The sequence below is a fragment of the Streptomyces sp. TN58 genome (assembly GCF_001941845.1).
Lineage (GTDB): Bacteria > Actinomycetota > Actinomycetes > Streptomycetales > Streptomycetaceae > Streptomyces.
In genome coordinates, this window is sequence record NZ_CP018870.1 from 7,314,439 (window position 1) to 7,339,999 (window position 25,561).

Consider the following 25,561-nt stretch of genomic DNA (forward strand, 5'->3'; position numbering starts at 1 on the left):
GCCGGTGAAGACCGTCCATGGCAACGACGGTGCCTCATCTCCCCTTCCGGGAAAGCACCCGATCGGGTTGCACTTTCTGCGCACGGACTGCTCCGAGACGGCGCCGGAGCCGACGCAGCCGCCGTGCGGGTGAATGCCCCGGGTAGCGGCCACCGCGTGCCCTTGGATGGGCCCGTACGCGGCAACGGCCCCGACCACCAGCTCCCGGAGACCGCCATGAGGAAGATCAAAGCGCAGCTGTTCATCTCGCTCGACGGCGTCGTCGAGGCACCCGACCAGTGGCACTTCCCCTACTTCGACGAGGACATGGGCGCCGCCGTCGACGCCACCCTCGGCCGCGCCGACACCCTGCTGCTCGGACGCCGAACCTACGACAGCTTCGCGGGCGCCTGGCCCGAACGGGAGGCAGCCGGCGGGGAGGACGCGCCGTTCGCCAGGGTGCTCGGCGACGCCCGCAAGATCGTGGTGTCCAACAGCCCGCTCACCTTCACCTGGCGCAACTGCGAACAGCTCGCCGGCGACCTCACCGCGGGAGTCGCCGCCCTCAAGGAGGAGCCCGGCGCCGATACACCCGTGTGGATCAGCGGCTCGGTCTCCGTCGTACGCCGACTGATCGCCGACGGGCTCCTGGACGAGCTGAACCTCCTCCTCCACCCGATCGCCGTACGCACCGGCATGCGTCTGTTCGAGCAGGACGCCACCCCGGTCCCGCTTGAGCTGGTGTCCGCCGAGACCTTCCGCACCGGCGTGCTGAACCTCTCCTACGCCCTGGCCGCCGCGCCCGGCGAGGCGACGTACGAAGACGCCAAGTCCCACCTGCCCCAGCAGTAGCCCATGACCGTCGGAGGCCGGGGGAGAGACGGCGGCCGCGCCTTCGTGGCCGCGGCGCTCGCGGGCTGTGCGGTCGGGCTGGTCGGCGGGGGCTTCCGCTGGTGCCTGGACCACGCCGACCTGCTGCGCGCGATGCTGCTGGACGCCACCGGCGCCCTGGGGTGGGCGGGCCGCCTGATCCCCGTCGCCGTCACCGCGGCGGGCGCCGCGGCGGCCTGCGCGCTCGCCAGGCGGGTCCCGCACGCCCCGGGCAGCGGAATCCAGCACGTGGAAGCGGTGTGGCGGCAGGAGGCGGAGCCCGGTTCGGCCCTGCTGCTGCCCGTGAAGTTCGTGGGAGGCCTCATCGCCATCGGCTCGGGCCTGGTCCTGGGCAGGGAGGGCCCCATCGTCCACATGGGCGCCGCGATCGGCTCCGGCGCCGGCCGGCGCGGCCGGCTGGGCGCGGAGGACGCCCGCATGCTGCACACCGCGCTCGGCGGGGCCGGCCTGGCGGTGGCGTTCACGGCCCCGCTCGGCGGACTGGTGTTCGTGTGCGAGGAGGTCACCGGCACGGTACGGCCCCGCCTGGTGCTGCTGACCCTCGTCGGGACCCTGACAGCCGTCGCCGTTTCCCAGCCCCTCGTGGGAGAGGGACTGGTCCTCCCGGCCGCGGCCGTCACCGCCCCGCCGCTGTGGACACTGCCGATCTTCCTGCTGTGCGGGGTGACCGCCGGAGCGCTGGGCGCCGCGTACAACACGCTGGTCGTGGCGACGCTGGAGGCGTGCGACCGGCTGCCCCGGGTGCCGCTCGTTGCCCGGGCGGCCGCCATCGGGGCCCTGGTCGGTGCGCTGATGGGCTTCGATCCGCTGCTCACGGGCGGAGGCGACCAGCTCAGCGAGCGCCTGCTGGCGGGCGGGGGGCTGACGGCGGGGGCGCTGGTGCTGTGCCTCGCCGTACGGTTCGCGGCCGGCCCGCTCAGCTACGCGGCCGCGACTCCGGGCGGGCTGTTCGCCCCGCTGCTGGCCCTCGGCGCCCTGTGGGGGAGCCTCAGCCATGTCCTGCTCTCGCCCCTGCTCCCGCCGGACGCGCCGGGCCGGGCCGCGTTCGCGGTGGTGGGGATGGCCGCCGTGTTCACCGGCGTGGTGCGGGCACCGCTGACGGGAATCGTCCTGGTGACCGAGATGACGGGGGCCGGCGAGCTCCTCCTGCCCCTGCTGGCGGCCTGCTTCGCCGCGGCCGTGACGGCGGACCGGATGGGGAGCGAACCCGTCTACGACACGCTGCGGCGCCGCATGCTGGAACGGACCTGACGGGGCGCGGGGGAGGCGCGGCGGGCAGACGCGCGGGGAGGCGCGGCGGGCAGGCGCGGCGGGGGCGCCGCTTCCGGGCGCGGCGGCGACCGCTACCGTCGTGCCCCGAGGAGGGAGCCACATGCCCCGTACGTTCAGCGTCCACGACCGCGTCATCGTCGAGGCCGACCCGTCGACGGTCTACCAGCACGTCTCCGACCCTGCCCTGATGGGCCGTTGGAGCCCGGAGAACCTGGGGGCGACCCCGGTCGAGGGCCCCGGCACCGCCACCCGCGTCGGGATGGTCTTCGACGGCCGCAACAAGCGCGGCCCGTTCCGCTGGACGACCCGCTGCACGGTGACCGCAGCCGACCCGGGCGAGGTCTTCCGGTTCCGGGTCCACGCCATAGGACTGCGCCGCCCGTGGCTGCGCGGCCCGATCGCCACCTGGGAGTACCGTTTCGCCGCCGTGCCCGGCGGCACCGAGGTGACCGAGACGTGGACCGACGACCGGCGCGGCTGGCCGGACCCGGTGGCCAACGCGTTCGACAGGATCGCGACGAGGGGGCACACCTTCGCCGAGTTCCAGCGGAAGAACATCCGGGCGACGCTCCGCAAGCTGAAGTCGGAGCTGGAGGCCGGCCCCGGCGCGCTCTGATGCTGCGACCGGAAAGGTTCACCGGGTCACGGCGCCCGGTACGGCGACTCGCCGCGCTGTCGGACCACGCACGTACGTCCGGTACGAGCCGTGGGGCCCTCCGCCTTGCGATGCACCGCACCGGACACCGCGACCCGGCGAACCTATGCGGCCACGACCCCAGGGGGTGTCGTCGAAGTGGCGTCGGCCGCCCGTGAGGGCGGGGGTGCCGGGCCCCGCCACCCAGACGGGACTTTGACGACACCCCCGGCTGCATTGACCCGCGGCCGGCCGAACTCCCCAGCCGCGGGTCGCACCCGGCCCTGCTCAAGGAGGGCCCACGCCTGCCCGCCGGCGGCGGCTCAGGAGTCCCCGGGGCGGTTCCAGGCGTGCCAGTCGGCGAGGCCCCCGGCACCCAGGACGGTGGCGCCGGCCGTCAGCTCGCCGCGCCCGCCGCCACGCAGCTCCCGCCGGGCGACGTGGGCGACGATCGGCGGGAAGAGCGGCCGCAACGGCTGGCACCAGCGCAGCCACGGCGGCGCGTACACGGAGCGGGAGCGGTGTGTGATCCCCTGCGCGAGCCAGGCGGCGACCTGCTCCGGAGTGCGGACCCGGCGGGCGAACCGGGGTTGGTGGCGGCGCAGTGCCCGCAGCACGGGGAGCTCGTCCATGCCGCTGACCATGTCGGTACCGGTCCAGTGGACGTAGGCGATGCCGACGGCGACACCGTCGGGCTCCACCTCGCCGCGCAACGCCAGGGCGAAGGACTCGACGCCGGCCTTGGATGCGCAGTACGCGCTCATCATGGGGGAGGAGCCCAGCGCGGCGGTGGACGCCACCTGGAGGAAGTAGCCCCGCGTGCGGGTCAGCTGGGGCAGGAAGGCCCTGGCGGTGTTGGCGGATCCGGTGAGGTTGACGTCGATGACCCGCTGCCACAGGTCGGCCGCCGTGCGGTCGAAGGGCCCGCCGACGGCGATCCCGGCATTGGCCGCGACCACACCGGCCGGTCCCAGCATCTCTTCCACCTGCCGCGCGGCGGCCTCCAGCGCCGCGTTGTCGGTGACGTCGGCCTCGACGCAGACGCTCCGGTTCGGCAGGGTCCGGGCGGTCGCACGCAGCGACGCCTCCTCGCGGCCCAGCAGCGCCACGGACATCCCCGCCCGGGACAGGTTCCGTGCCAGTGCCGCCCCGATGCCGCGCGCGGCCCCGGTCACGACCGCGACCCTTCCCCTCAGCGGGCTACCACGGTGGCGGCGTCGGCCGTGCGTGGACATGTCGCGCATCGCGCCCCTCGTTCCTCCTGCGGGCGGAGCCCGTCGGCCGGCCTCCGGTATCGGGCGGACCGCACGGCCTCTCTAACAGCCCGGGACCCGCAGTCGGCGCAGCCCCCGCGCGCCACCGCCCATGTCACACCGGGTGGAGTACAGCGTCGCGCGCGGGCAGCTCTCCCGGACCGTGCTCAGCCGGCCAGCTCGGCCTGCCACTGTCGCGGCCACTGCCCCGACGGCGGTGGAGCACCTCCGATGCCGAGGTCGCGCCGCGCACTCTCGTAGAAGGCGTCGCGTGCCGAGCTCGCCAGCCGGTGCGCCTTGGTCCACAGCTCGCCGTCGACCGAGTCCTCCCGTATCAGCAGCTGTATGGTCCAGATCGTCTCGTGCCAGCGCCGCGCGGCCGCGACCGTCGCCGCGTCCCCCACCAGCAGGACGGCCTCCCACTCCGTCGCGCGGTGGGACTCGGCGTCGGCGAGCAGGGGCAGTCCGTCGGCCGGGGCCAGCGGGTCGACCACGTCGGAGTAGCCGAGCGAGGCGCCGATGCGCTGGGTGAGCCGGAGCTGCGCCTTGAGGGCGTTGGCGTAACGGCCGTACGTCTCGAAGCGCTTCTCGTCCCACCGCTCCTCCCGCTGCCGCCTCCACCGTCGGCGCTCGGTGAGCGTCTGTACGGCGTAGGAGCCGAACGAGCCGACCACCACACCTATGAGCGCGGGCAGTTGATCGAGCAGTGCCACAGTCCCTCCCCGAACCGGACGCCTGATGCCGCACGTTCGGTGCGTGACGGCAGGCAGCTCCTACCCATCTTCGGCGCCGAGGATCTCCGCGCGGCCGAACCTTCTGTCCCCGCCACCGGGCGTCACCACGCCGTCGGCGGCCGGCGGGGGCGGCCAGGCGGGTGACTTCTGCCCGTACCCCGGCCCGGTGCCCCACGGCGCACCCGCCCCCACAGGAGGATGCACGGGCCGGTTTCCCGTTTCCCGACGGCTGGAGTGTCCCCGTGCTCGAACGCAAGAAGCTCAAGGGCCGTACGAAGGTCACCTTCGTCCTCCCGGCGGAAACACCGGACGGGCCGGTCAGCGTGGTGGGGGACTTCAACCACTGGAATCCCGCCGCCCACCCCCTGGAGCCCCGCGGCGACGGCACCCGCGCCGCGACCGTCGCCCTGCCCGCCCACAGCTCCCACTCCTTCCGCTACCTCGCGGCCGGCGACTACTGGTTCGACGACGAGCACGCCGACGCCCACGACGGCAGGAACGGCCGTATCCACACCTGACGGCAGCCGCTCCCGGCCTCCAGCCCTGCCCTGCCCTGCCCTGACCTGCCACGCCCGGCGCCGCACCGCGCCGCACCGACGCCGCGCCGCACCGACGAGCACCGAGGGGTGAGACCCAGTGAGCAGCCCGATCGGACTGTCGGAAGGCTGCGTCGCCGCGATCCGGCACCTGAGGGAGCTGCGGGAGGTCAACACCGTGGTCTTCCGCACCGCGGACGCCCCGGGCGTACTGGTTCCGGAGCTGGAAGCCAATCTCACCCACGACGAGCTGGTACAGGGCCTGCCCTCGGACGAGCCCCGGCTGGTCCTCCACGAGCTGTCCTTCGCCAGCCCGGAAGGCACACGGCGCAACGAGCTCCTGCTGGTCCTCTGGATGCCGGCGGCGGCCGGTGAGCAGGAGGACGCCTACACGGCCGGGTACTCCGCTCTGAAGGAGTACCTGGCCGACGTACACGTCCACCTCACCGCCCGACGCGCGGACCAACTGGCCTACCGGAGGCTGGTCGCCCTGGCCGGCTGAACCGGCCGTAGGCGGCGTGCGGTGGACGGCTCTGCCGGGACAGCCCTTAGGGTCGTCCCTCGTGGCCGAACTCCCCGAAATCGCCGAAGTCCCCGAAATCCCCGAAGTCACCGAAATCCCCGAAGTCCCCGAAATCCGCGAAGTCCGCGAAGTCCCCGAAGTCCGCGAACTCGCCAAGCGTGCCGGACCTGTTGGGTGCCCGGAACAGCCAGGGCGCCCGGCAGGCCCTGGACGCGCCGGACTTCCCGCTTCGCTCCCCGCGTACCTCCGTGCGACGTCCGACGCCTACGACAGCGTGGTCGTCCGTTACGCGGATCTCGCCCGCGACTGGCTCGACGGTGTTCCGCTGGACCGCTCCGTCCTCGCCGCGTTCGCGGAGCTCGCCCGCACCGCCGACACCGGTCCCGTGGCCGAGCTGGGGTGTGGTCCGGGCCATGTGACGGCCCATCTGCACGATCTGGGGCTCGACGTCTTCGGCGTCGACCTGTCACCCGCCATGATCGACTTCGCCCGCGAGGCCCATCCGGTCCTGCGGTTCGAAGTGGGTTCCATGGACGCCCTGGAGCTGGCCGACGGCCGGCTGGGCGGCATCGTGTCCTGGTACTCGGTGATCCACGCCCCGCCGCGGGAACTCCCCTCCTACCTTGCCGAGTTCCGCCGCGTGCTGGCTCCGGGCGCACCCCTCCTGCTCGCCTTCTTCGAGGCCGAAGGCGGCCCCGTGGCGGCGTTCGACCACAAGGTGACGACCGCCTACCGGTGGCCGGTCGACGACCTCGCGCGGCTGGCCCGCGAGGCCGGCTTCACGGAGGTCGGGCGGATGCTGCGCGAGCCGGGCGCCGAGGAGCGCTTCCGTCGGGGCCACCTGCTGATGCGGGCGCAGGACCGTCCCGTCCCCGAAGCGAGGTGATCGTTTCCGGTGCCGGGGTCCAGGGCGGGCGAAAACCGCATGCCCGGCGGGCACGGCCGCGCTACCGTTGCCGGCATGAACGTCAACGGCCCGAGCACCACCGCGACCGCGCGAGCGACCAGCTCGCCGGTTGCCGCCGCCTGACCTTCCCCTCTCCCCGGCGACCGGAAACGGTCCGCCGGCGATGCCGTGGCACCCCCGCCCCGGCCGGTGCCTCCGGTCCCGTTCTCCGGTGCCCTCCCGCTGTGATGCGAAGGAGCCACCCCATGAACACCGAACGTCTCAGCGACACGTTCGTCGAGTACTTCGAGGAGCGCCGACACCACCGCATCGTCGGCTCGACGCTCCTGCCGCCTCCCGGCGACCCGGTGCTCTTCACCACCTCCGGCATGCACCCGCTGACCCCGTACCTGGAGGGGCGCCCCCATCCGCAGGGCAGGCGGCTGGTCAACGTACAGCGCTGCCTGCGCACCACGGACCTGGAGGAAGTCGGCGACGACACCCACCTGACGGTCTTCGAGATGCTCGGCACGTGGTCGCTGGGCGACTACGACGGCCCGCTCAGCCTCGACTGGGGACACGGGCTGCTCACCGAGGGACTCGGAGTGGATCCCCGCCTCCTGTACGCCACCGTCCACGCCGGCGACGACCGGACCGGGCCGGACACGGCCTCCCTCCGGCTGTGGCAGGACCGCGGTGTCCCCGTCGAACTCACCACCACGGACAACTGGTGGTCCAACGGACCCGTGGGCCCCTGTGGCCCCGACTCGGAGATCTTCCTGTGGAGCGGCGACGGCCCGCCCCGGTCGACCCCCACCCGCGACGACCGCTGGGTGGAGGTGTGGAACCACGTGACCATGACCCACCGGCGCCTCGACGACGGCTCCCTCGTGCCCCTGCCCCAGCGCAACGTCGACACCGGACTCGGTCTGGAACGCCTGGCCTCACTGCTCCAGGGCAAGTCCTCCGTGTTCGAATGCGACGTCTTCGACCCCTGGCGCCGCCTCGTACCACCCCTGTGGCACCTGGACGAGACGTCCCTGCGCGTGGTCTGCGACCACCTGCGCTCGGCCGTCGTGGTGCTCGGCGACGGCGTGCGCCCGGCCCCCACCGGACGCGGCTACGTGCTGAGGCGGCTCGTGCGACGGGTACTGACCGTGCTGTGGCGCGACGATGTCTCGCGCGGTCTCGGGGACCTGCCGGAGGAGCTGGTCCGGCACACCCTGGACCACTTCCGGCAGGACATGCCGCCGGGCGACGTGCTCCGGTTGCTGCGCGAGGAGGAACACCGCTTCCGCGGCCTGCTGGAGCGCGGTCGGCGGGTGCTCGCCCGCCCCCGGTTCCGAAGCCCGCTGACCGAGGACGACTTCCACTACCTCCACGACACCCATGGCCTGCCGCGCGACCTGGTCACGACCCTGCGGCAGGGCTGAGGGCGCGGACGGGAGGCGCGGACGGGAGGCGCGGACGGGGGGACGCCGAGGCGGTGCGTTCTCTGCGGCGCGACGGCTCCCGAGTCCGGGGAATGCTGCAGTCCGGAAGCGTCGAGCGCCTCGAAGTCGGAGCCCTTGCGAGCTGGTCGTTGTCCCAGCCGGAGTTCTCCTCAACGGAGATGAACCAGGCCGAGCCGTTGTCGGCGACGATGGCGCCGTACTTCTTGAGAGCCTCGGCGACCGCCTTGGCCTGCGGGGCCGGCGTCGAGGTGTCGACGTAGCTCCAAAGCCGCAGCCGCAGTCCCATGGGAGGCAGCGCGGGGTCCGCGGCGGCGCCCGCCTGGTGCCGCGCGGGCCACACGTAGCTCTGGTCCGAGCGCGGCACCGTGATGCGGATCGCGTGGTCGACCCGCCCGGACGCCGCCTCCTCGTGGCGCACCAGGCCCGGCAGGATGGCGAGTCCGGCGGCATCCACCGACGTCCCCCCGTCGGGCCGCAGCTGGTGGCTGCGCAGGTCGAAGACCGCGCCGCCGCCCGCGTGCCAGGCGTTTCCGCCCCGTGGCTCAACGTCCCAGAGCTCGTAGGACCTGCACAGCCCGCGGTCCCACACGACGACGTGCCGGTCGCCTTCGCTCGCCGGGCGGTTCTCGATCTTGGCGTCCTGCGGGATCCGGTACCTTGAGGGGGCTTTCCTCGGCATGTCGAAGGTGACCTTCGATTCCGGCACCGGTGTGTCCGTGACGGTGATGGGGATGCCGATCGGCTGTCGAGGTGCAGGGGCTCCGCGGCACCGATCGAGGAGAGCTACCGGGCGGAGTCGCGGTGCACGGGCAGCGTGTCCACGGGCGCACGCCAGAAGCTGTCCGCCAGCGCGGTCTCCCAGGCCTCAGCCGCGGCCGCCGCCCGACCCGGGTCCGGATACCCGGAGACCGACACCAGACCGGCGGAGGCAACGGCCAGCGCGGCGGCGACGGCCTGGAGCCGACGGGCCGTCCGTGGTGCTCCTGTGCGCTGCGCCGTCCTGGCTTCACCCCGTCCGAGCGGGCTCCCGGAGGGAACCCCCGCTGTTCCGTCGGCGCGTGCCTGATGGCCCTACCAGCGTAGATGCCCCGCACCCAGGCGCCCTGCCACCCGTACGCGCCATGCGTCGCGGTGCCGCACCGACGGTCGGGAGCCCCCAGCGCAGACGGAACCGGCCTACGCCGAGGCCCATGGTGACTGCGAGGGGTGAGATGCGAACCGCGAGCTGATCAGCTCGCGCATTGAGCCTATCTGACGTCGTGTGAGCTGGTCAGGTGCCCGCCGGGCCGACGGGCGGACGCGGCGCGTGTCGGGAGGTAGGCCCACAGTGCGATGCCGATGAAGAGCACCTGCTCGGGAATCCGGAACCACAGCGGTGTCGCCGGCTTCCCGTTGAGTGCGATGTGCTCGACGGCCGCGTGGATGTTGGCGGGGAGCATCAGGACGAACAGCACGGCGAGGCCGAGTCCGGCCGCCGGCCGGGTGGATTCCCGCACCAGTCCGGCGGCGCCGAGGAGTTCCAGTACGCCGGTCAGGTAGACCACGACCCGGGGGAGCGGTACGAACGTCGGGACCATCGCGACCAGGTCGTGATGGCCGGGCAGGGGGCCGAGGTCGGACGGCGCGAAGTGCGCGCTCGCCGTGAACACCAGCATGGCGGCGAGGCCGTGCAGGACGGACACCCGCCAGGTCGCGAACCGTCCGACGCCGAACATGCCGAGCAGCCGGAACAGCACGGTGGGTACGGCGAGGAGCATGAGCGTGCCGAACATGAGAGGTGAATCCCTTCACTGGGCGGGTCTGCCGGCCGAACTCGGGCCGGCTGCGCGCCGACAGGGCATGAACGCGTGAGGGAGCGTTGTGCCGTGCGCGTGCATCATGCTCGCGGCCGGTCCGTCTCCGCCCCAGAGCCAGGATTGACATGCGGAGATACTTTTCTGCCAGGCCGGCCCGCGTAGCCGGGCGACTGGGGCGTGTTGCGAAAGTCTCGTCTGGGTCGCGGCACCCCGCCGCGTTGTCGGGATCGTCGGCGTACGACCGCGGTACGCTGCCGACCCTCCGCCTTGCGAGGCACCGCACCAGACATCGCGAGCACCGCCCTGCGGGCGGACGACGCCACTTTCGCAACACGCCTCAGCGGGCGCCGACGGCCGTCACGTGGGTGGTGCCGTCGGGAGGGCGGCGACGGCGACCTGGCCCGCGGGGAAGGGGGGCCGCGCCGTTCGGGCCGGGGACGCGGACGAACGGGGTCCAGAAGCCGTCCGGCCTCCTCACGTCGTGCCGGACCCGCCCGTCGAGCCCGACCGCCACGACCTGCGCCGAGCCGTCCGGCGTTCCCGCGAACCGGGACGTCGAAGGGGACGTACGACCACTGGCCGTTGCCGTAGGGGGAGCGGCCCGTGTAGGTGGTGGTCGCCGTAGCGGTCCCCTGCCCCCGCCTCGCGGCCCGCGCGACCGGTGCGGGCACCAGCCGCGGTGACCCCGCCCGCGGCCAGCAGAGCCCCCAGTCGCAGCAGGGACCTGCGCTCGACCTCGGGGCGGACCCCGGGTCCGTCACTCGGGAGGTGTTCACTCGGCACAGCCGTGCTCTGCGTTCACATGGCGTGGCATGGAAGGCGTGCGTGTGCGTGTGCGTGCAGGTGTGTCTGCAAACGTCGTGCTGACGGCCCGAGGTGCGCAGGGGCGGGGAAACCGCTCAGCGGCGTCCGCGCTGGGCGTCGACGATCTGTCGCACGGAGCCGTCGACGTCGGTCCGTGCCTGGATCCGCTCCGCGAAGCCGGGGAACTGCCCGGCGACGGCGCTGAGCAGGCGCAGTTCCAGCGGTGCGACGTTGACCTCGCACAGGTCGCGGTGGACTGCCCGTACGACGGCGTCGGCGACCTGGCCCGGCGTGACCGTCCGGATGCCGCTGGGGGTGGCGGCACCGGTGGCCGCGAACATCCCGGCGTCCCGGACGAAACCGGGCTGGACCAGGGACACCCCCACCCCCGTACCCCTGAGCTCCTGGCGCAGGGCGAGCGCGAATCCGCGCAGCCCGAACTTCGTCGCGTTGTACAGGGAGGTGGACTTGGTCGCGGCCTTGCCGGAGATGGAACCGACCAGTACGATGTGGCCGCGGCCGCGGGCCACCATGTGTTCGGCGAGCAGCCGGGACAACAGGAGGGGCGCCCGCAGGTTGACGTCGAGGGCGCGGTCGAGCTGCTCCTCGGTGTAGTCCAGGAGGTCGCCGCTGGCGGGGAGGGCGGCGTTCGCGATGAGGACGTCCGACTCGGCGCAGGCCTCGGCGAGGCGCACGACGTCCGACCGGACGGCGAGATCGGCGAGCACGCTCCGCGCACCGCAGGCGTCCGCGGCGGCCTTCAGGGCGGCCTCCTGCCGGCCGGTGACCGTCAGGCGGGCCCCCTGCGCGGTCAGGCGCGCGGCCAGGGCGGCGCCGATGCCTCCGGTGGCCCCGGTGAGCAGAACGTTCGATCCGGACATCTTCACGACGACTCCCGTACGGCGTTACGGCGTTCTTCAACTGTTCGTTCGAACGAACAGTAGGGACCGCGCCGCACCTTGTCCACACCCCACCTTGTCCACACCGCACCCGTCCCAACTCCCCGGCCCCACAAGGCGGCACCCGCCTCCACCCCCCTCCGCGCGGCCCCGCACGGCGCCCTCGTCGGCCGATGGGGCAGAATGCGGACATGCCCCCCGCTTCCGCCACCCGCCAGAGCATCATCGACGCCGTACTGCGGATCATCGGGCAGGACGGCATCGCGGCCGTCACCAACCGGCGCATCGCCAAAGAGGCAGCGGTCTCCCTGGGCTCCGTCACCTACCACTTCGCCACCCAGCACGAGCTGCTGCGCGAGAGCCTGCTGCACTTCGTGGCCGAGGAGACCCGGCACTTCACCGCGCTCGCCGACGAATGCACCGACGAGCACTTCGACATCGGCCGGGCGGCCGAGGAGGTGGCACAGGTCGCGGGCGGCAACGCCTTCGACAGCCGCCACATCGCGCCATTCGAGCTGTACGTCCAGGCGGGCCGCGACGAACGGCTGCGTGCCGCCGCGGCCGAGTGCTTCGCCGCCTACGACCTGCTGGCCACGCGGATCCTGGCCCAGCTGGGCGTGCCGGACCCCGAGCGCCTGGCCGGCGCGGCCGTGGCCCTGGTGTTCGGGCAGCAGCTGCGCCGCCTGGCCACCGGGGCCCCCGCCGAGGACCTGGTCGACACACTGCTGGTCCTCACCGACTTCACGCCGGCGCAGGCAGCCTCCCGGCCGGTGGCGCCGTGAGCGCGAGGGTTCACCGGGGGCTCACGGCGCGCCCGGCGAGCCCTCCCGGTCCCGGCACTCAGTAGGCGAGTCCCACATGCGCGAGTGCCTGCTTCAGCAGCACCGCGTGGCCGCCCGGCATCTCGCCCTGCACGGCCGCCGAGGCCGCTTCCTGCGGGCTGAACCAGACCAGGTCCAGGGCGTCCTGCCGGGGACGGCAGTCACCCGTCACCGGCACGACGTAGGCCAGCGACACCGCGTGCTGCCGCGGGTCGTGGAACGGGGTGATGCCGGCCGTCGGGAAGTACTCGGCCACCGTGAAGGGCTGGAGCGAAGCCGGTACCAGCGGCAGGGCCACCGGGCCCAGGTCCTTCTCCAGGTGGCGCAGCAGCGCGTCGCGGATCCGCTCGTGGTGCATGACACGGCCGGACACCAGCGTCCGGCTGATCGTCCCCTCCGCGCCGATCCGCAGCAGCAGTCCGACACTGGTGACTTCGCCGGTGTCGTTCACCCGCACGGGAACGGCCTCGACGTACAGGATCGGCATCTGAGCCCTGGCCATGTCCAGCTCGTCACTGGTCAGCCAGCCTGGCGTGGTTTCGGTCATGTCAGCCATTTCTTGATCATACTTTCCGCAGTGGTCCTGGCCCAGATCATGCGGCCATCGGAAATCGACCGGCCGTCAGGTCGCCGTCGCCGCGCCCCGCTGCCGGGCTGTCGCGCCCCCCACGGACGGACCGCGGTGCCCGCCGGACGGCCGAGGAGCGTCCCGTGATCCGGCATGACCGAAAAGCAGCATTCATGGAGACTCGGGCGCATATCCTCACTTCCCATGGAGAGGGTGACCTATTCCGGGAGGCACGATGAGTGAACAGCCGGTCCTACTTCCCTACGCCGACCGGGAATTCGTAGCCGACCCCTTCCCGCTCTACGGGAAGCTGCGCGAGGACGGCCCCGTACGCCGCGTCGTCGTCGCGGGCGGCCTCGACGCCTGGCTCGTCACCCGCTACGAGGAAGGGCTCGCGGCCCTGTCCGACCCGCGCCTCAGCAGCGACGTACGCGACGCGTCGGACCCCCGGCTCCTGGCCCAGCTGCCCGCGACCGAGCGGGAGTCGATGATGAGCAACATGCTCCGCAGCGACCCGCCCGACCACACCCGCCTGCGCCGCCTGGTCTCCAAGGCGTTCACCGCCCGCAGGGTCGCGCAGATGCGGCCCCGGATCCAGACCCTCACCGACCGCCTGCTCGACGCGGTCACGCCGGCCGGCCGCGCCGACCTCGTCGCGGACCTCGCACTGCCGCTCCCCGTCGCCGTCATCGGCGAACTGCTGGGGGTGCCGGTGGACGACCAGCACGACTTCCAGCGCTGGACCGACCGAATGATCGCGCGGGGTGCGGAGCCGCCCGACCCCGCCGTCGTGGACGAGGCATGGCGGCACATGCGCGCCTACGTCACCGACCTCATCCGGGACAAACGGGCCCACCCCGGCGACGACCTGCTGAGCGGCCTGGTCACCGCCCGGGACGAGGAACAGCGGCTGAGCGAGGACGAGCTCATCGCCATGGTGTTCCTGCTGCTGGCCGCCGGCTACATCACCACCGTCAACCTGATCAGCGGCGGCATCGCGATACTGCTCGCCCACCCCCGCCAGCTGGACCTCCTGCGCTCCGACCCCGAACTCCTGGGAAGCGCCGTGGAGGAGTTCCTCCGCTACGACGGCCCCGTGAGCCCCGGCATCGCCCGCTTCGCCCGCGAGGACGTCGAGATCGCGGGCGTGACCGTCCCGCGCGGCGCGACCGTCCTGATCGCCACGGCCATCGCCGACCGCGACCCGGCACGCTTCCCGGAATCCGACCGGCTCGACATCACCCGGCAGGACAACGCCCACCTCGCGTTCGGCCACGGCGTCCACTACTGCATGGGCGCCCCATTGGCCCGGCTGGAGGGGCAGATCGCGATCGGCACCGCGCTGCGCCGGCTCCCCGGCCTCGCCCTCGCCGTGGAGCCCGACGAGATCCGCTGGCGTGGCGGCGGACTGCGCGGCCCCCTGAGCCTCCCGGTGACCTTCCGCCCGGGCGGTTGACCTTCCGCCCCGGCGGTTGACGGGCTGTTCGCGGCGACCCGCGGACAGCCCGTCAGGGCAGGAGGCCCGCCGGCAGGTACTCCCCGATCGTCGCCGCCGGCCGGCCCGTGGCCTGGCGTACCAGATCCCAGACCGGGTCCCGCTCCTGGCCCTGCTCCGCATCCTGCTCCGGGTCGGACAGGGTCGTGCCGAGGCGGGTGGCGACGTCCTTGCGCAGGTTCGGCAGCAGGGCGTACAGGCGATCGCCCGGGCAGGACGTGGCGTTGAAGTCGCGGTGCCCGTAGATTTCCGACGCGGGCAGACCGTACTGGTCGCAGACGTGCGCACACAGGTCCGCCAGCGCCGCGTACTGCGCGGCGGGCGGCGCCTGCGAGGTATAGGTGCCCTCGTTCTCGATGCCGATCGACACCGTGTTCTGCCCGACGCAGTGCGCCGCGCGCACCTGGCGTGTGCCGTTGCGCAGCTCCGCGAGGCTGTTGTGGCGGCCCTCCAGCACGAAGGCCCCCCGGCTGACGGTGAAGTGCTGGCCGGTGTCGATCCACCCGTGCGCGTCCATGTGGTAGGTCTGGATCGCCCGGGCCAGCGCGACGGCGCGCTGCCTGGAGTAGTCCGTCACGTTCGCCGTCGCCGTGTGGTGGACGACGATCCGCTCGGGGCGGTTGGCGAGGACGACGACGGGTTCGGACGCGGCCCGCGCACCCCAGGTGGCGCAGGCGATGATGTCCGGGCCGGCGGCCGCGTACGCGCGCCCGGCCGCGGCGACGGGCAGCGCCGCCGCGGTGGCCACGGCGAACGCGCCCGTGAGGACGGACCGGCGGGAGTAGCGGCCCGCAGCGGGTGCCGGCTGGTCGTGCGGTGCGCGGAGGGTCATACGGTGCCCGTTTCCGTAGGAGGCTGCCCATTCAAGGGAGCCCGGCGGCACCGGCCGCGCAGACACACCGAGCGGCAACCGGACTCTCCCCGACCGGCCGTGGCGCCGGCGCACGCGACCGCCCACCCCCGCCGCGCAGGCGTTCACCGCGGCGCGGTTGGATGGCTCGCGGACTACGAAAGGGCAACCGTGGCACTGCATCCGGAAGGCGTCTACACCAGCGGACCGATCGCGCACCTCGTCGGACTCGCGGCCGGCGGACCAGACGCGCTGGAGTGGGAGGTGCTGCGGCTCGCGCGGGTCACCCAGGCCAACCACTGGGATCCGACCTGGCGGACCGGCTTTCAGACCCTCGCCTCCCACCTCGACCATCTGGCCACGACGTTCAGCGAGGAGTTCTTCGCGAGGTGCCCGCAGAACGCGCGGCGGGCATGGACCGCGGCCGCCGGAGCCGGAACCGTGCCCGAGTTCATGACCGCGCTCGCGATGCTGCTACGGCTCTCCGACCGCGAGGCGACCGCCGGTTACGACGAGGTCCCGCTGGCCGCCTGGGAGGTGCGGGCCCGGTTCCCACTCCTGCTCGACCTGGATTCGTGGGCGTACGACGGCGAGTACGGCTCCTACGAGGAGAGCCTGCTGGCCTTCATCGGAGCCGGGCACCCCTACTGCCACGACGAACTGATCCCCCGCCTGACCCAGGCGCTGGAGGCTCGGACGCTCCTCGCTCAGTCCGACGCCTTCGCCCGGTCGTTCCGGAACCTCGTACCGGACGCGACACCGGAAACCCTCGGCGTGCTCGCGAGGCTGACGTTCGCCCACATGGCGGAGCACCACGGGTGACCCGCCCAGGGCGCGTTGCGACAGTGGCGTCGTCCGCCCGCAGTGCGGTGATCCGCAGCACCGGGCAGCGGTCCACGGTCGGTCCGGCGACGTACCGGTACGGCCGGCGCACCGGTACGGCGGGAGCCGGTTCACCCCGGGGGACCGGTGAGCGGGTGGCGCGTACGGCGTGTCCGCCGCTGCGGGGAGGGGAAGGCCGGGTCCGGCTGCCTACCGTGCTCCCATGAGCACACGACCCGCAGCGCCGTTGGCCGGGTACGGCATCCGGGCCGCCCGGCCCTCCGAGGCCGGAGCGGTCGCCGCGCTCCTGGCCCGCGCCTTCGCCGACGACCCGGTCATGGCGTGGATGATCCCCGCTGCCGACCGGGAGCGCAGGACGGCGCGGTACTTCCGGCTGTCCCAGCGCCAGCAGCGGCCGCGCCATGGCGGAGTCCGCGTCGCCGCGACGGCCGACGGGCGGCTGCTGGCCGCCGCTCTGTGGTCGGGCCCCGGGTGCTGGAAGACCTCCGGGGTGCGGGAGTTGGCGGCGCTGCCGTTCTACGCGCGCGCCTTCGGGCTGCGCGGGATGCCGCGGGCCGGGAAGGTCCAGAACGCCATGCACGAGGCCCATCCGGACACGCCGCACTGGTACCTGCCGTCGGTGGGGACGGACCAGGGGCTCCAGGGGATGGGCGTGGGGTCGGCGCTGCTGCGCCAGCAGCTGGCCCGGTGCGACCGGTTCGGCCAACCGGCCTACCTGGAGTCCAGCAACATCACCAACGTCCCCTTCTACGAGGGGCTGGGCTTCCGGGTGACCGGTGAGATCCGGCTCCCGGGCGGCGGCCCGACCTTGTGGCCGATGTGGCGCGATGCCGCCCACGCGGACGACCGGAGCGCCGGCTGACACCCCGGAGCGGTACTCAGGTCTGGCACTGCCTGGTCGCGGCGGGGGACCAGCCGCTCCAGGCCGCGCCGTCGGCCCGGGCGTGCACGCGGATCTCGACCTTCACGGGGCCGCACACGCGGGTGCTGCTTCCCACTTCGAGGGGTCCGACGGACTCCCCGGCCCGCACGTGGGTGCGGCCGCTGCCCAGCTTCTCCCAGTGACCACCGTCGACGACGCGGAAGAAGGCCTCGTAGGCGACGCCGACTCCCTTGCTCCCGGTGTTGCGTGCCTTGACGTATGCCGTGATCTCGCGCGTGGGGAACCGGCCCGCGGATCCCCTCTCGGCGCTGATGCACCCGTTGACGGCCACCCGACCGGTCGACGTCCCGCCCCCGCAGGCGACCGCCGCGGCGTCCGCGGTGCCCGGGACCGCCAAGACGGTAAGTGCTGCCGCGGCCAGGACCGCTCCGATGCGCCTCAGATGCAACGTTCCATGCCCTTCACCGAGTCCGTCGGGTCCGTCGAGACGGCCGAGTCCGCTGTCTCTTGACAGACCTTGGCCCGGGTCGGGCCCGAGGGGGAGGGGTCGGCCGCGTCTTTCGCCCGAAAGGAGTCGTCGGAGGCCTCGCGGACGACGCGCCGCAGCTCGACGCCCCCGGACCGCCAGCCGGCGGGAGCGGCCCAGTGCGGATGGGTGCACAGCCGGCCGGACAGCGCGATCAGCCGCCGCCGCAGCACGGTCGTCCCGCTTCCGGGAGGCACCCGTGCGAGCTCGCCGTAGGTACGCTGCCACGCCAGCTGCAGCGCGACCAGGTCCTCGGGAAACCGGAATGATGCCGTCACACCATCATTCCAACACATGTTCGATTTAATGGTCGAGCGCAGCCTCCGGGGCTCCGAGGTGGTGCGCTCGGAGGCTGTCGCTGCTCGCTTCCGGCGTGCGCGTGCCGGCGGGCGGACCTACGATTCGTCGGCCGCGGTGTCACCGCAGGACGGGGCCGCCCTTCTTCTGCGGTACACCACCACCCCGCAGGCCGCGAGGAGCAGGGTGGCCACGGCGAACGCCCCGAGCGCCGGCCGCTGGGCGAAGAGCCGCCCCAGCACTTCCAGCACGCCGAGCCCCGCCGTCGCGTAGATCAGCGCCCAGGCGGCACCGCCCACGAACAGGGCGGGGAGGTAGCGCGGCAGGGGCATGCGCATGCTGCCCGCGAGGAAGTTGGCGGCGGTCTGGAAGCCCACGGTCAGGAACGAGACGGCCACGACCGGCGCGCCCCACCGCTGGATCGCCCGCTCGGCGCGCTGGAACCTCGGCGTGGAGATGCGCCCGGCGAGCCGGCTGCGCCGGGCTCCCGCGCCGGCCAGCCATCCGACGGCGAACGTCCCTCCGGCGCGAAGCAGCACGATGACGTACAGGGCTCCGGCCGTGAGCGCGAGCTTATCCACGGGGCATCGGTCCGATCCCCGAGCCGCACCCCGGTATGCCCGTCACCGGCATACCGGTCTGGGGCACGCCCGCCACCGGCATGCCCGACACGGCTGGGGCCGACCCGTCCCAGCGGGTGTACGACGCGCACAAGCCCGGTCACCACCTCTCGCCCGCGCCTTGCCCCTGCGCGCTTCCGCCGTCCGGATTGCCACGTCAAACGAGGTTAGCCTAACCGAACACGCATGCGGCAGGCCGGGCTCCGTGCAGTCACTATGCGAGGTCCGCGCGCCGCGCCGAAGGCCCGATCGCGGCCGCCGTCAGCGGCTGAGCGAGCGGAGGGCCGCCGCGTCGTACGGCTTCAGCTCGTCGAAGCGGTTGCCGAGGACCTTCGCCGCCCACTGGGGGTCCTGGAGCAGCGCCCGGCCGACGGCGACCATGTCGAACTCGTCTCGCTCCATGCGGTCCAGGAGGTTGTCGATGTCGCCGAGCGCCGCACCCTCGCCGGCGAAGGCGCGGAGGAAGTCGCCGTCCAGGCCGACCGAGCCGACCGTGATGGTCGGCCGACCGGTGAGCTTCTTGGTCCAGCCCGCCAGGTTCAGGTCCGAGCCCTCGAACTCCGGGATCCAGTAGCGCCGGGTGGAGGCGTGGAACGCGTCGACGCCCGCCGCCGCCAGCGGGGCCAGGATGGCCTCCAGCTCCTGCGGGGTCTGCGCCAGCCGGGCGTCGTAGGCCTCCTGCTTCCACTGCGAGTAGCGGAAGATCACCGGGAAGCCGGCCGAGACGCGCTCGCGCACCGCCGCCACGATCTCCGCGGCGAACCTGGTGCGGGCCACCGCGTCGCCGCCGTACGCGTCGGTGCGGCGGTTGGTCCGCTCCCACAGGAACTGGTCGAGCAGGTAGCCGTGGGCGCCGTGCAGCTCGACGCCGTCGAAGCCGATCTGCTCGGCGGCCGCCGCGGCGTCGGCGAACGCGCCGATGACGTCGTCGAGGTCGGCGCGGGTCATGGCCTTGCCGGTCCCCTCGGTGCCGTCGACGCGGATGCCGGAGGGGCCGACGGCGGGCGCGTCGGCGTAGGGGGCCTCGCCCTGCTTGCGCACCATGCCGATGTGCCACAGCTGCGGAACGATCGTTCCGCCGGCCTCGTGCACGGCCGCGGCGACCTTCGCCCAGCCCGCCAGCTGGTCCTCGCCGTGGAACCGCGGCACCCGGTCGCTCTGCCCGGCGGAGTCGTGGCCGACGTAGGTGCCCTCGGTGACGATCAGGCCCACACCCGCTGCGGCCCGGCTGGCGTAGTACGCCTGCACGTCCTCGCCGGGCACGCCGCCGGGGGAGAACATCCGCGTCATCGGAGCCATCGCGATGCGGTTGGGGACGGTCAGGCCGTTCAGCGTGACGGGCCGGGAGAGGATCTCGGACGCGCGCGAGGCGGTGGACGTGGTGACGGACATGCGGGCCCTCCGGTGTGAGGCAGTGGCTCGTCGGACGACGACGAGAAGTGCATAGTACACACGCTATGTATCATGCATATCAGTGCTGGGGCGGGCCGCGGGAGCCCGCCGGTCCGCGATAATGGGGCGCCGGAAAGGAGCGGGAGGCGCAGTGCTGGAAAAACTGGAGCGGGAGCTGATGCTGCTCTCACGGCACCAGGTGCTCGCTCGGCGCGAGCGTGACGCCGAGCGCCTGGACCGCTCCGCGTACCTGCTGCTCAGCCGCATCGACACCCAAGGGCCCATGTCCATCGGGCAGTTGGCGGAGGCCTTCGGCCTGGACACCTCGACCGTGAACCGCCAGACGGCCGCACTGCTGCGCTGCGGACTGGCCGAGCGCGTCCCGGATCCGGACGGCGGCATGGCCCGCAAGCTGCGCATCACCGTCGAAGGCGCGCGCCGGCTCGAAGAGGACCGCGAGGTCAACTGCTCCTGCCTGGCCCGGGTCGTCGCCGACTGGTCGCCCGAGGAGGTACGAGAGCTCGCGGACGCCCTCGTCCGGCTCAACCGCAGCGCCGAGGCCCTAGAAGGGCGGCACTGGCCGCGCACGGAGGAAGGCGACGCCGCGCCCTCCTGCCGCCGCCCGGCTGCCCCGCAGGAACAGACTCCTCCCGCGCCGTAGACCGGGCGGGCCGCGCGCCCGGCCGCCTGCCACCTGTCGCCTGCCACCTGTCGCCTGCCCCGAGGCGGGCCGCGACTGCCTTCTATCTCCAACCCGTGTCGTTTCTAGAATGGCAGGGTGGAAGACATCGACGTGATCGCGGTGCTGCAGGACCCGGTGCGCCGCCGGCTGTACGAGTACGTGGCCGCTCAGGGGCGCGAAGTCGGGCGCAACGAGGCGGCCGAGGCTGCCGGGGTGGCGCGGACGCTTGCCGCGCACCATCTGGACCGGCTCGCCGAGGCGGGACTGCTGGAGAGCGGCAGCCGCCGTCTGACGGGACGCTCGGGTCCGGGGGCCGGCCGCCCGGCCAAGGTCTACACGCGGGCGCGCGTCGAGCGGTCGGTCTCGCTGCCCGCCCGCGACTACCGCACCGCCGCCGAGCTGCTCGCCGAGGCCGCCGAGGAGGCGGGGCTGGACGCCGGCCTCTACGCGGCCGCGCGCCGCCGGGGTGAGTCCCTGCGCGGGACTCCGGAGCCCTGCGGCGGCCTTGAGGAGGCCATGGCGGTACTCGCTTCCCGAGGCTACGAACCGCACCTGGAGGGCGGCGGGGACGGCGCACCCGGGGAAGGGCGCGGGGGTGGCGGGGATGGCGGGGGTGGCGGGGAGCGCGTCGTGCGAATGCGCAACTGTCCCTTCCATGCCGTGGCGGAACGCTTTCCCCCGCTCGTCTGCGGCATGAACCTCGCCCTGTTGGAGGGGCTTCTCGGCGTCGACGGTCCGGTCCGCGCCCGCATGGACGCCCGGCCGGGGGAGTGCTGCGTCGTCGTCGAAGCTTCTAAAAACAATGTGCATTGACATAGAAATGCGGTGCGTGCTGGGATGACGCCATGACCACACCCGCGCGCGCCTTCCACCTCGCCCAGCTCAACGTCGCCACGCTCCTCCACCCCATCGACGACCCGCGTATCGCGCCCTTCGTCGATCTGCTCGACCCGGTCAACTCCGCCGCCGACGAAGCACCGGGCTTCGTGTGGCGGCTCATGGGAGAAGGCGAAGCCGACGCCACCGCACTGCGCCCGGCGGGCGAGGACGTCATCGTCAACCTGTCGGTGTGGGAGACCCAGGAGGCCCTGTGGGACTTCGCCTACCGCAGCGGCCACCTGGAGGTGATGCGGCGCCGTCGCGAGTGGTTCGAGCGGCATGTCCAGGCGCACATGGTGCTCTGGTGGGTTCCGGCCGGGCACCTGCCGGGCGTCGGCGAGGCACTGGAGCGCCTGGACGACCTGCGGGCGCACGGTCCGTCGCCCCGCGCCTTCACCTTCGCCTCCTCGTACACCGCAGCCGAGGCGGACCCGCACCTTGCGGCGGCGGACGAGGTGGCGGCGCTCTGACACCCCGCCGCATCTGCCGTATCCGCCGCGGCCGCCCCGCCGGCCCCGTCCTTCCCCGCCCCCCTCCCGTCCCTCTCGGGTCGCCCCGCGCCGCGCCGGAAAGCACGATGGGAAGGGTGATGACCGTGTTGGTGGTCGGCGTCCCCGAGGGCGAGCAACTGGAACTGCTCCGCTCGGGCATCCAGCGCAACCCCCACTTCCAGGTCGTGTCGCACGCGGACGACCCCGACGTCGCCCTCGCACACGCCCGGGTCCTGCTGCCCGACATCACCGTCCTGTCCCTGCCCGCCGGTGTCGACAGCATCGACTCGCACCGCGAGGTCCTTCGCGTGTTCCGCGGAGTGCGGGGCCTGGACCCGCCGAGCGGGGTGGTGCTGCGGACGCCTTCCGCGCGGGTGCCCCGGGCGGTGTCGGGCCTCGAAGTCGAGGGAGCCGTACACGTCGTACGCGAAGGGGACTTCGAGGCCCTGATGCGGGCCCTCCGTACGATCGGGCTCCGCCGGGCCAGCTGCGACCCGGACGAGATGCCCTGAGCCAGCCGGATGCCCAGAACCTCGGCGGGACGCGGCCGGGCGACGGCCAGGCGGGCGGGCGCAAGCGGAGGAACGCGTACCGATTGGTTTGATGATCACACCCTGCGTACTGTCCTGCGGGGATTCCGGGCAGGCGCTCGCCGCCTCCCGATGTGCCGCCGGCCTCCCGGCGGGTCCTCGTAGCCGACAGAGAGTGAGCAACCGGACACATGCAGCCGACTCCGACGTTCGTGCTGGTACACGGCGCCTTCGCGAACTCCTTCTCCTTCGCCCCGCTCCAGGCCGAACTCGGCCTGCTCGGGCACCGCTCCGTAGCCGTCGACCTGCCCGGCCACGGCTTCGCGGCGACCTACCAGCGCGCCTACCAGGCGCCGCAGGACCTCGAAGGCCTCGCCGTGGCGCCCGGATCGATCCAGGGCGTCACACTCGCCGACAACGCCAAGCACCTGATCGGCGTCCTGGAACGGGCCAAGCAGCACGGGCCGGTGATCCTCGTCGCCCACAGCCGCGGCGGAGTCACGGCCACCGCCGCCGCCAACGCACGGCCGGACCTCATCGACCGCATCGTCTACGTCGCCGCCTGGGCCCCCGTCGACCTGGAGGTCGGCGACTACTACGCCGAACCGGAGATGGCCACGGTCGACGCGGCCTCCCTGGCCCAGGCACTGGTCGGGAACCCCGCGGAACTCGGCCTGCTGCGCGTCAACTTCCGCTCGGCGGACCCCGCGGCCCTCGCCGCGTTCAAGGCCGCGTTCCTCGCCGACGGCACCGACGAGGAGTTCCTGACCTTCCTGAACACCTTCCAGCCCGACGAGAACCTCGACGTCGGCACTTCCACCGACCGGGCGCAGGCTGCGACATGGGGCACGATCCCGAAGACTTTCGTGCGCCTGGCCGACGACGCGAGCATGCCGCTCGCCCAGCAGGACCGGCTGATCCGCGAGGGCGACGCCCTGACGCCGGAGAACCCGTACGACGTCCACACCCTGCCGGGCAGCCACCTGAAATGGCTGGTCGACCCGGCCCCGGCGGCCGAGCTCCTCGGCGGACTCGCCGCGCTCACGGCACCGACCGCCTCTTCCTGACCGCGCCCGGGCGAAGCGTGGTCCTACGGTGACCACGCCGCCGCGCCGATCAGGCCGTCCACGAGGCGTGGGACTACTCCAAGATCGGTGAGCAGCAGCCCTGCCGCGACTGGCCGGTCTGCGCCTCGATGATCAGGCCCGTACGAGCCTGATCATCGAGGCGCGGCCCAGGCCGCCTCATCCAGGGGGATAGGGCCCAACCGACGCTGAGGACGATGAGTCAGACGCCGCCAACGGGCCGGCGCCGAGCCCGGGCCCATCCTGGGGGCGCTGCGCAACGGGCCGCTGCAACGCGCCCGCCAGACGGTGGGGCGAACTCTTCCCGCCCAGACGCGCCTGCGGGCGGGACCCCTCACTACCCCCGCGCCCAGGAGGAAGCTGCCGCTGCCGCTGCCGCTGCTGCCCTGCGGCGGACTCAGATCCCGTGTGTCGCGATGCAGAAGGGGTGGCCCGCCGGATCCAGGAGCACTCGCCACACATCGGGCTGAGGTTGGAAGGAGGGCAGGACGGCGCCGAGGGCGAGCATCCTCTCCTGCGCGGCGTCCAGGTCTTGGACGCCCAGTTCGAGGTGGGCCTGCTTGCTGTGGGTGGGGTCGGGCCAGGCCGGGGGTTGGAAGCCTTCTTGGCGGATGAAGCCCACTCCGGGGGCGCCGGCCCGCCCCAGCAGGACATAGTCGTCGCTGCGGTACAGCACGGGCAGGTCCAGGGCTTCGCCGTAGAAGCGGGCCAAGTCGGCCGGGTCGAGGCAGTCGAAGTCAACGGAAAGCAGACGGATCTCTGGGGTGTTCATGGGACGGGACCGTAGGTCATGATCCGGACAGGGCATGTCCTGGTCATAGGGAAGACTGGCTGGTTGTGATCAAGACTTCCTCCCGTCTGCTGCGCTTGGTGTCGCTGTTGTCCGCGCGTCCCGAGTGGACCTGTCGTGAACTGGCCGAGCGCATGGAGGTCACCGACCGCACGGTCCGCCGGGACATCGCCCGGCTGAGGGACCTCGGCTACGGTGTCGAGTCCGCGCCCGGTCCCTGGGGCGGCTACCGGCTCAGTCCTGGCAGTCGGATGCCGCCGCTGGTTCTGGACGACGAGGAGGCCCTGGCCGTCGCTGTCGCCCTGCGCGAGGCCGCGCTCAGCGGAGTACTCGGTACGGGGCAGGCGGCCCTGGCCGCTCTGCTCAAACTCCGCCAGAGCCTGCCCACACGCCTGTCGGACCAGTTGAGCGCACTGGACGGTGCCCTCGAACACACTCCTCGCTCCGGCGAACCACAGGTGGACCTGCTCGTGCTGCTGGAACTCGCGCGAGCCTGCCACAACTCAGTGCGCACGACCCTGTCCTATCGGGATCACGCCGGCCGGGCTTCTGTGCGGGCCATCGACCCGTACCGGTTGGTCCATACCGGCATGCGCTGGTACCTGGTCGCCCGAGACGTCACCAAAGGACAATGGCGCACCTTCCGCGCCGACCGGGTGGTGAGCATGCGCGCCACCACCGAACCGGCCGACCTGACCGATCCGCCCGACGCTGCGGCACTTGTCTCCCACGGGATCGCACATGTCGTCTACCCGGTGTACACGACGATCCGCCTTCCGCTGTCCCTGGACCACGCCCTGCAAAAAATCCCGCCCACCATCGGCACCCACAGCCCCGACGGCCCCGAAGCCACCACGGTCCGGATCGGCGGCAACAGCACCGACTGCCTCACCACCTACCTCCTCAGCCTGGCCACACCCCTCACCGTGCTGTCCCCCGACGAGGTACGCCAAGCGCTCATCCGACACGCCCAGGCCCTCTTCACAGCCAATCACTGAAAAGCGACGGACACCGAGGCGTTGGAACGCCACATTCCCCAGAAGACTCCACAGCGCGCAGCGGGCAACGGCTCTGCAGTGCGCCGACGCCGTTCCTGACGACGCCCTCGCCACCAGCGGCTGACCGGGCCCGGCAACGAGCAGCTGCGA

The 25,561-nt window shown here is 72.8% G+C and carries 29 protein-coding genes; 17 read left to right on the forward strand and 12 right to left on the reverse strand.

Going from position 1 to position 25,561, the window contains the following annotated elements; genetic code table 11:
* The first annotated feature begins 216 nt into the window (after positions 1–216).
* From BSL84_RS33160 to BSL84_RS33170, 3 genes are all read left to right on the forward strand, one after another.
* Positions 217–831, forward strand: coding sequence for a dihydrofolate reductase family protein (locus BSL84_RS33160; RefSeq protein WP_030031395.1), 615 nt, complete (start codon positions 217–219; stop codon positions 829–831).
* Between the two features lie 3 nt (positions 832–834).
* The gene (locus BSL84_RS33165; protein WP_075971867.1) at positions 835–2,121 is read left to right on the forward strand and encodes a ClC family H(+)/Cl(-) exchange transporter; all 1,287 of its coding nucleotides are present in this window, start codon (positions 835–837) and stop codon (positions 2,119–2,121) included.
* A 121-nt stretch (positions 2,122–2,242) separates the two neighbouring features.
* A complete protein-coding gene (locus tag BSL84_RS33170) occupies positions 2,243–2,758 on the forward strand; it encodes an SRPBCC family protein (protein ID WP_045324006.1) in 516 nt (171 codons plus the stop codon).
* Positions 2,759–3,099: 341 nt separating this feature from the next.
* Here BSL84_RS33170 and BSL84_RS33175 read toward each other — a convergent pair whose 3' ends face one another.
* Entirely contained in the window at positions 3,100–4,020 is a 921-nt protein-coding gene (locus BSL84_RS33175) for an SDR family oxidoreductase (RefSeq protein ID WP_045324139.1), read from the reverse strand.
* A gap of 176 nt (positions 4,021–4,196) precedes the next feature.
* Complete coding sequence (locus BSL84_RS33180; protein ID WP_234308588.1) at positions 4,197–4,742, reverse strand: hypothetical protein; 546 nt, start codon at positions 4,740–4,742, stop codon at positions 4,197–4,199.
* Between the two features lie 263 nt (positions 4,743–5,005).
* Between BSL84_RS33180 and BSL84_RS33185 the strand changes: the two genes are divergently transcribed.
* From BSL84_RS33185 to BSL84_RS33200, 4 genes are all read left to right on the forward strand, one after another.
* Positions 5,006–5,281 carry an isoamylase early set domain-containing protein gene (locus BSL84_RS33185; protein ID WP_030037081.1) on the forward strand — a complete coding sequence of 92 codons (276 nt, stop codon included), beginning with the start codon at positions 5,006–5,008 and terminating at the stop codon, positions 5,279–5,281.
* 118 nt (positions 5,282–5,399) lie between these two features.
* Complete coding sequence (locus BSL84_RS33190; RefSeq protein ID WP_030037079.1) at positions 5,400–5,801, forward strand: cofilin family protein; 402 nt, start codon at positions 5,400–5,402, stop codon at positions 5,799–5,801.
* Positions 5,802–6,096: 295 nt separating this feature from the next.
* Entirely contained in the window at positions 6,097–6,708 is a 612-nt protein-coding gene (locus BSL84_RS33195; RefSeq protein ID WP_037666315.1) for a class I SAM-dependent methyltransferase, read from the forward strand.
* A gap of 266 nt (positions 6,709–6,974) precedes the next feature.
* Positions 6,975–8,141: an alanine--tRNA ligase-related protein gene (locus BSL84_RS33200; RefSeq protein ID WP_075971868.1), complete on the forward strand. Its 1,167-nt coding sequence runs from the start codon at positions 6,975–6,977 to the stop codon at positions 8,139–8,141.
* Here BSL84_RS33200 and BSL84_RS33205 read toward each other — a convergent pair.
* From BSL84_RS33205 to BSL84_RS33215, 3 genes are all read right to left on the reverse strand, one after another.
* Positions 8,119–8,868, reverse strand: coding sequence for a hypothetical protein (locus tag BSL84_RS33205; protein ID WP_075971869.1), 750 nt, complete (start codon positions 8,866–8,868; stop codon positions 8,119–8,121). The two genes, BSL84_RS33200 and BSL84_RS33205, sit on opposite strands and share 23 nt — an antisense overlap.
* 541 nt (positions 8,869–9,409) lie before the next feature.
* Positions 9,410–9,934, reverse strand: coding sequence for a hypothetical protein (locus BSL84_RS33210; protein ID WP_030037074.1), 525 nt, complete (start codon positions 9,932–9,934; stop codon positions 9,410–9,412).
* A gap of 923 nt (positions 9,935–10,857) precedes the next feature.
* Positions 10,858–11,649 carry an SDR family NAD(P)-dependent oxidoreductase gene (locus BSL84_RS33215; protein WP_075971870.1) on the reverse strand — a complete coding sequence of 264 codons (792 nt, stop codon included), beginning with the start codon at positions 11,647–11,649 and terminating at the stop codon, positions 10,858–10,860.
* A 203-nt stretch (positions 11,650–11,852) separates the two neighbouring features.
* Between BSL84_RS33215 and BSL84_RS33220 the strand changes: the two genes are divergently transcribed.
* Positions 11,853–12,443: a TetR/AcrR family transcriptional regulator gene (locus BSL84_RS33220; RefSeq protein WP_030030391.1), complete on the forward strand. Its 591-nt coding sequence runs from the start codon at positions 11,853–11,855 to the stop codon at positions 12,441–12,443.
* A 58-nt stretch (positions 12,444–12,501) separates the two neighbouring features.
* On the opposite strand, the gene BSL84_RS33225 is transcribed toward BSL84_RS33220, so the two are convergent.
* Positions 12,502–13,038, reverse strand: a complete 537-nt coding sequence (locus BSL84_RS33225; protein ID WP_107069741.1) for an NUDIX hydrolase family protein — start codon at positions 13,036–13,038, stop codon at positions 12,502–12,504.
* A 247-nt stretch (positions 13,039–13,285) separates the two neighbouring features.
* Here BSL84_RS33225 and BSL84_RS33230 point away from each other — a divergent pair, with 247 nt between their 5' ends.
* On the forward strand, positions 13,286–14,506 hold the full coding sequence (locus BSL84_RS33230) for a cytochrome P450 family protein (RefSeq protein ID WP_075971871.1): 1,221 nt from the start codon (positions 13,286–13,288) through the stop codon (positions 14,504–14,506).
* Between the two features lie 52 nt (positions 14,507–14,558).
* Here the strand turns inward: BSL84_RS33230 and BSL84_RS33235 are convergent, their stop codons facing one another.
* On the reverse strand, positions 14,559–15,377 hold the full coding sequence (locus tag BSL84_RS33235; protein WP_075971872.1) for a peptidoglycan recognition family protein: 819 nt from the start codon (positions 15,375–15,377) through the stop codon (positions 14,559–14,561).
* A 189-nt stretch (positions 15,378–15,566) separates the two neighbouring features.
* On the opposite strand from BSL84_RS33235, the gene BSL84_RS33240 reads away from it, so the two are divergent.
* Both BSL84_RS33240 and BSL84_RS33245 read left to right on the forward strand, forming a co-directional pair.
* Entirely contained in the window at positions 15,567–16,217 is a 651-nt protein-coding gene (locus tag BSL84_RS33240) for a hypothetical protein (protein WP_030026485.1), read from the forward strand.
* 223 nt (positions 16,218–16,440) lie between these two features.
* Complete coding sequence (locus BSL84_RS33245; RefSeq protein ID WP_075971873.1) at positions 16,441–17,100, forward strand: GNAT family N-acetyltransferase; 660 nt, start codon at positions 16,441–16,443, stop codon at positions 17,098–17,100.
* Positions 17,101–17,116: 16 nt separating this feature from the next.
* Here BSL84_RS33245 and BSL84_RS33250 read toward each other — a convergent pair whose 3' ends face one another.
* The 4 genes from BSL84_RS33250 to BSL84_RS33265 all read right to left on the reverse strand — a co-directional run bounded on the left by BSL84_RS33250 (position 17,117) and on the right by BSL84_RS33265 (position 19,956).
* Positions 17,117–17,569, reverse strand: coding sequence for a hypothetical protein (locus BSL84_RS33250; RefSeq protein ID WP_234308589.1), 453 nt, complete (start codon positions 17,567–17,569; stop codon positions 17,117–17,119).
* Positions 17,560–17,925 (reverse strand): hypothetical protein, encoded by a 366-nt coding sequence (locus tag BSL84_RS36725; protein ID WP_075971874.1) that lies wholly within the window; start codon positions 17,923–17,925, stop codon positions 17,560–17,562. Before BSL84_RS36725 ends, BSL84_RS33250 begins: the two co-directional genes overlap by 10 nt.
* Positions 17,926–18,042: 117 nt before the next feature.
* Complete coding sequence (locus BSL84_RS33260; protein WP_075971875.1) at positions 18,043–18,525, reverse strand: DedA family protein; 483 nt, start codon at positions 18,523–18,525, stop codon at positions 18,043–18,045.
* Between the two features lie 300 nt (positions 18,526–18,825).
* Positions 18,826–19,956 (reverse strand): NADH:flavin oxidoreductase, encoded by a 1,131-nt coding sequence (locus BSL84_RS33265; protein WP_045324147.1) that lies wholly within the window; start codon positions 19,954–19,956, stop codon positions 18,826–18,828.
* Positions 19,957–20,077: 121 nt separating this feature from the next.
* Here BSL84_RS33265 and BSL84_RS33270 point away from each other — a divergent pair, with 121 nt between their 5' ends.
* From BSL84_RS33270 to BSL84_RS33290, 5 genes are all read left to right on the forward strand, one after another.
* Positions 20,078–20,617, forward strand: a complete 540-nt coding sequence (locus BSL84_RS33270; RefSeq protein WP_075971876.1) for a MarR family winged helix-turn-helix transcriptional regulator — start codon at positions 20,078–20,080, stop codon at positions 20,615–20,617.
* A gap of 117 nt (positions 20,618–20,734) precedes the next feature.
* Complete coding sequence (locus tag BSL84_RS33275) at positions 20,735–21,451, forward strand: helix-turn-helix transcriptional regulator (RefSeq protein ID WP_075971877.1); 717 nt, start codon at positions 20,735–20,737, stop codon at positions 21,449–21,451.
* A gap of 32 nt (positions 21,452–21,483) precedes the next feature.
* The gene (locus BSL84_RS33280; protein ID WP_075971878.1) at positions 21,484–21,987 is read left to right on the forward strand and encodes a DUF3291 domain-containing protein; all 504 of its coding nucleotides are present in this window, start codon (positions 21,484–21,486) and stop codon (positions 21,985–21,987) included.
* Positions 21,988–22,103: 116 nt separating this feature from the next.
* Entirely contained in the window at positions 22,104–22,520 is a 417-nt protein-coding gene (locus BSL84_RS33285; RefSeq protein WP_159393606.1) for a hypothetical protein, read from the forward strand.
* Positions 22,521–22,729: 209 nt separating this feature from the next.
* Entirely contained in the window at positions 22,730–23,605 is an 876-nt protein-coding gene (locus BSL84_RS33290; RefSeq protein ID WP_045323245.1) for an alpha/beta hydrolase, read from the forward strand.
* A gap of 415 nt (positions 23,606–24,020) precedes the next feature.
* On the opposite strand, the gene BSL84_RS33295 is transcribed toward BSL84_RS33290, so the two are convergent.
* Positions 24,021–24,395 (reverse strand): VOC family protein, encoded by a 375-nt coding sequence (locus BSL84_RS33295; protein WP_030026504.1) that lies wholly within the window; start codon positions 24,393–24,395, stop codon positions 24,021–24,023.
* 65 nt (positions 24,396–24,460) lie between these two features.
* Here BSL84_RS33295 and BSL84_RS33300 point away from each other — a divergent pair, with 65 nt between their 5' ends.
* The gene (locus BSL84_RS33300) at positions 24,461–25,411 is read left to right on the forward strand and encodes a helix-turn-helix transcriptional regulator (protein ID WP_030026506.1); all 951 of its coding nucleotides are present in this window, start codon (positions 24,461–24,463) and stop codon (positions 25,409–25,411) included.
* Positions 25,412–25,561 lie beyond the last annotated feature (150 nt).

Bases quoted from the DNA above. Each gene is read 5' to 3' on its own strand.
- BSL84_RS33160 (WP_030031395.1), top strand. From the start codon at position 217: ATGAGGAAGATCAAAGCGCAGCTGTTCATCTCGCTCGACGGCGTCGTC.
- BSL84_RS33165 (WP_075971867.1), top strand. From the start codon at position 835: ATGACCGTCGGAGGCCGGGGGAGAGACGGCGGCCGCGCCTTCGTGGCC.
- BSL84_RS33170 (WP_045324006.1), top strand. From the start codon at position 2,243: ATGCCCCGTACGTTCAGCGTCCACGACCGCGTCATCGTCGAGGCCGAC.
- BSL84_RS33175 (WP_045324139.1), bottom strand. From the start codon at position 4,020: ATGCGCGACATGTCCACGCACGGCCGACGCCGCCACCGTGGTAGCCCG.
- BSL84_RS33200 (WP_075971868.1), top strand. From the start codon at position 6,975: ATGAACACCGAACGTCTCAGCGACACGTTCGTCGAGTACTTCGAGGAG.
- BSL84_RS33210 (WP_030037074.1), bottom strand. From the start codon at position 9,934: ATGTTCGGCACGCTCATGCTCCTCGCCGTACCCACCGTGCTGTTCCGG.
- BSL84_RS33220 (WP_030030391.1), top strand. From the start codon at position 11,853: ATGCCCCCCGCTTCCGCCACCCGCCAGAGCATCATCGACGCCGTACTG.
- BSL84_RS33225 (WP_107069741.1), bottom strand. From the start codon at position 13,038: ATGGCTGACATGACCGAAACCACGCCAGGCTGGCTGACCAGTGACGAG.
- BSL84_RS33230 (WP_075971871.1), top strand. From the start codon at position 13,286: ATGAGTGAACAGCCGGTCCTACTTCCCTACGCCGACCGGGAATTCGTA.
- BSL84_RS33235 (WP_075971872.1), bottom strand. From the start codon at position 15,377: ATGACCCTCCGCGCACCGCACGACCAGCCGGCACCCGCTGCGGGCCGC.
- BSL84_RS33245 (WP_075971873.1), top strand. From the start codon at position 16,441: ATGAGCACACGACCCGCAGCGCCGTTGGCCGGGTACGGCATCCGGGCC.
- BSL84_RS33265 (WP_045324147.1), bottom strand. From the start codon at position 19,956: ATGTCCGTCACCACGTCCACCGCCTCGCGCGCGTCCGAGATCCTCTCC.
- BSL84_RS33270 (WP_075971876.1), top strand. From the start codon at position 20,078: ATGGGGCGCCGGAAAGGAGCGGGAGGCGCAGTGCTGGAAAAACTGGAG.
- BSL84_RS33280 (WP_075971878.1), top strand. From the start codon at position 21,484: ATGACCACACCCGCGCGCGCCTTCCACCTCGCCCAGCTCAACGTCGCC.
- BSL84_RS33290 (WP_045323245.1), top strand. From the start codon at position 22,730: ATGCAGCCGACTCCGACGTTCGTGCTGGTACACGGCGCCTTCGCGAAC.
- BSL84_RS33295 (WP_030026504.1), bottom strand. From the start codon at position 24,395: ATGAACACCCCAGAGATCCGTCTGCTTTCCGTTGACTTCGACTGCCTC.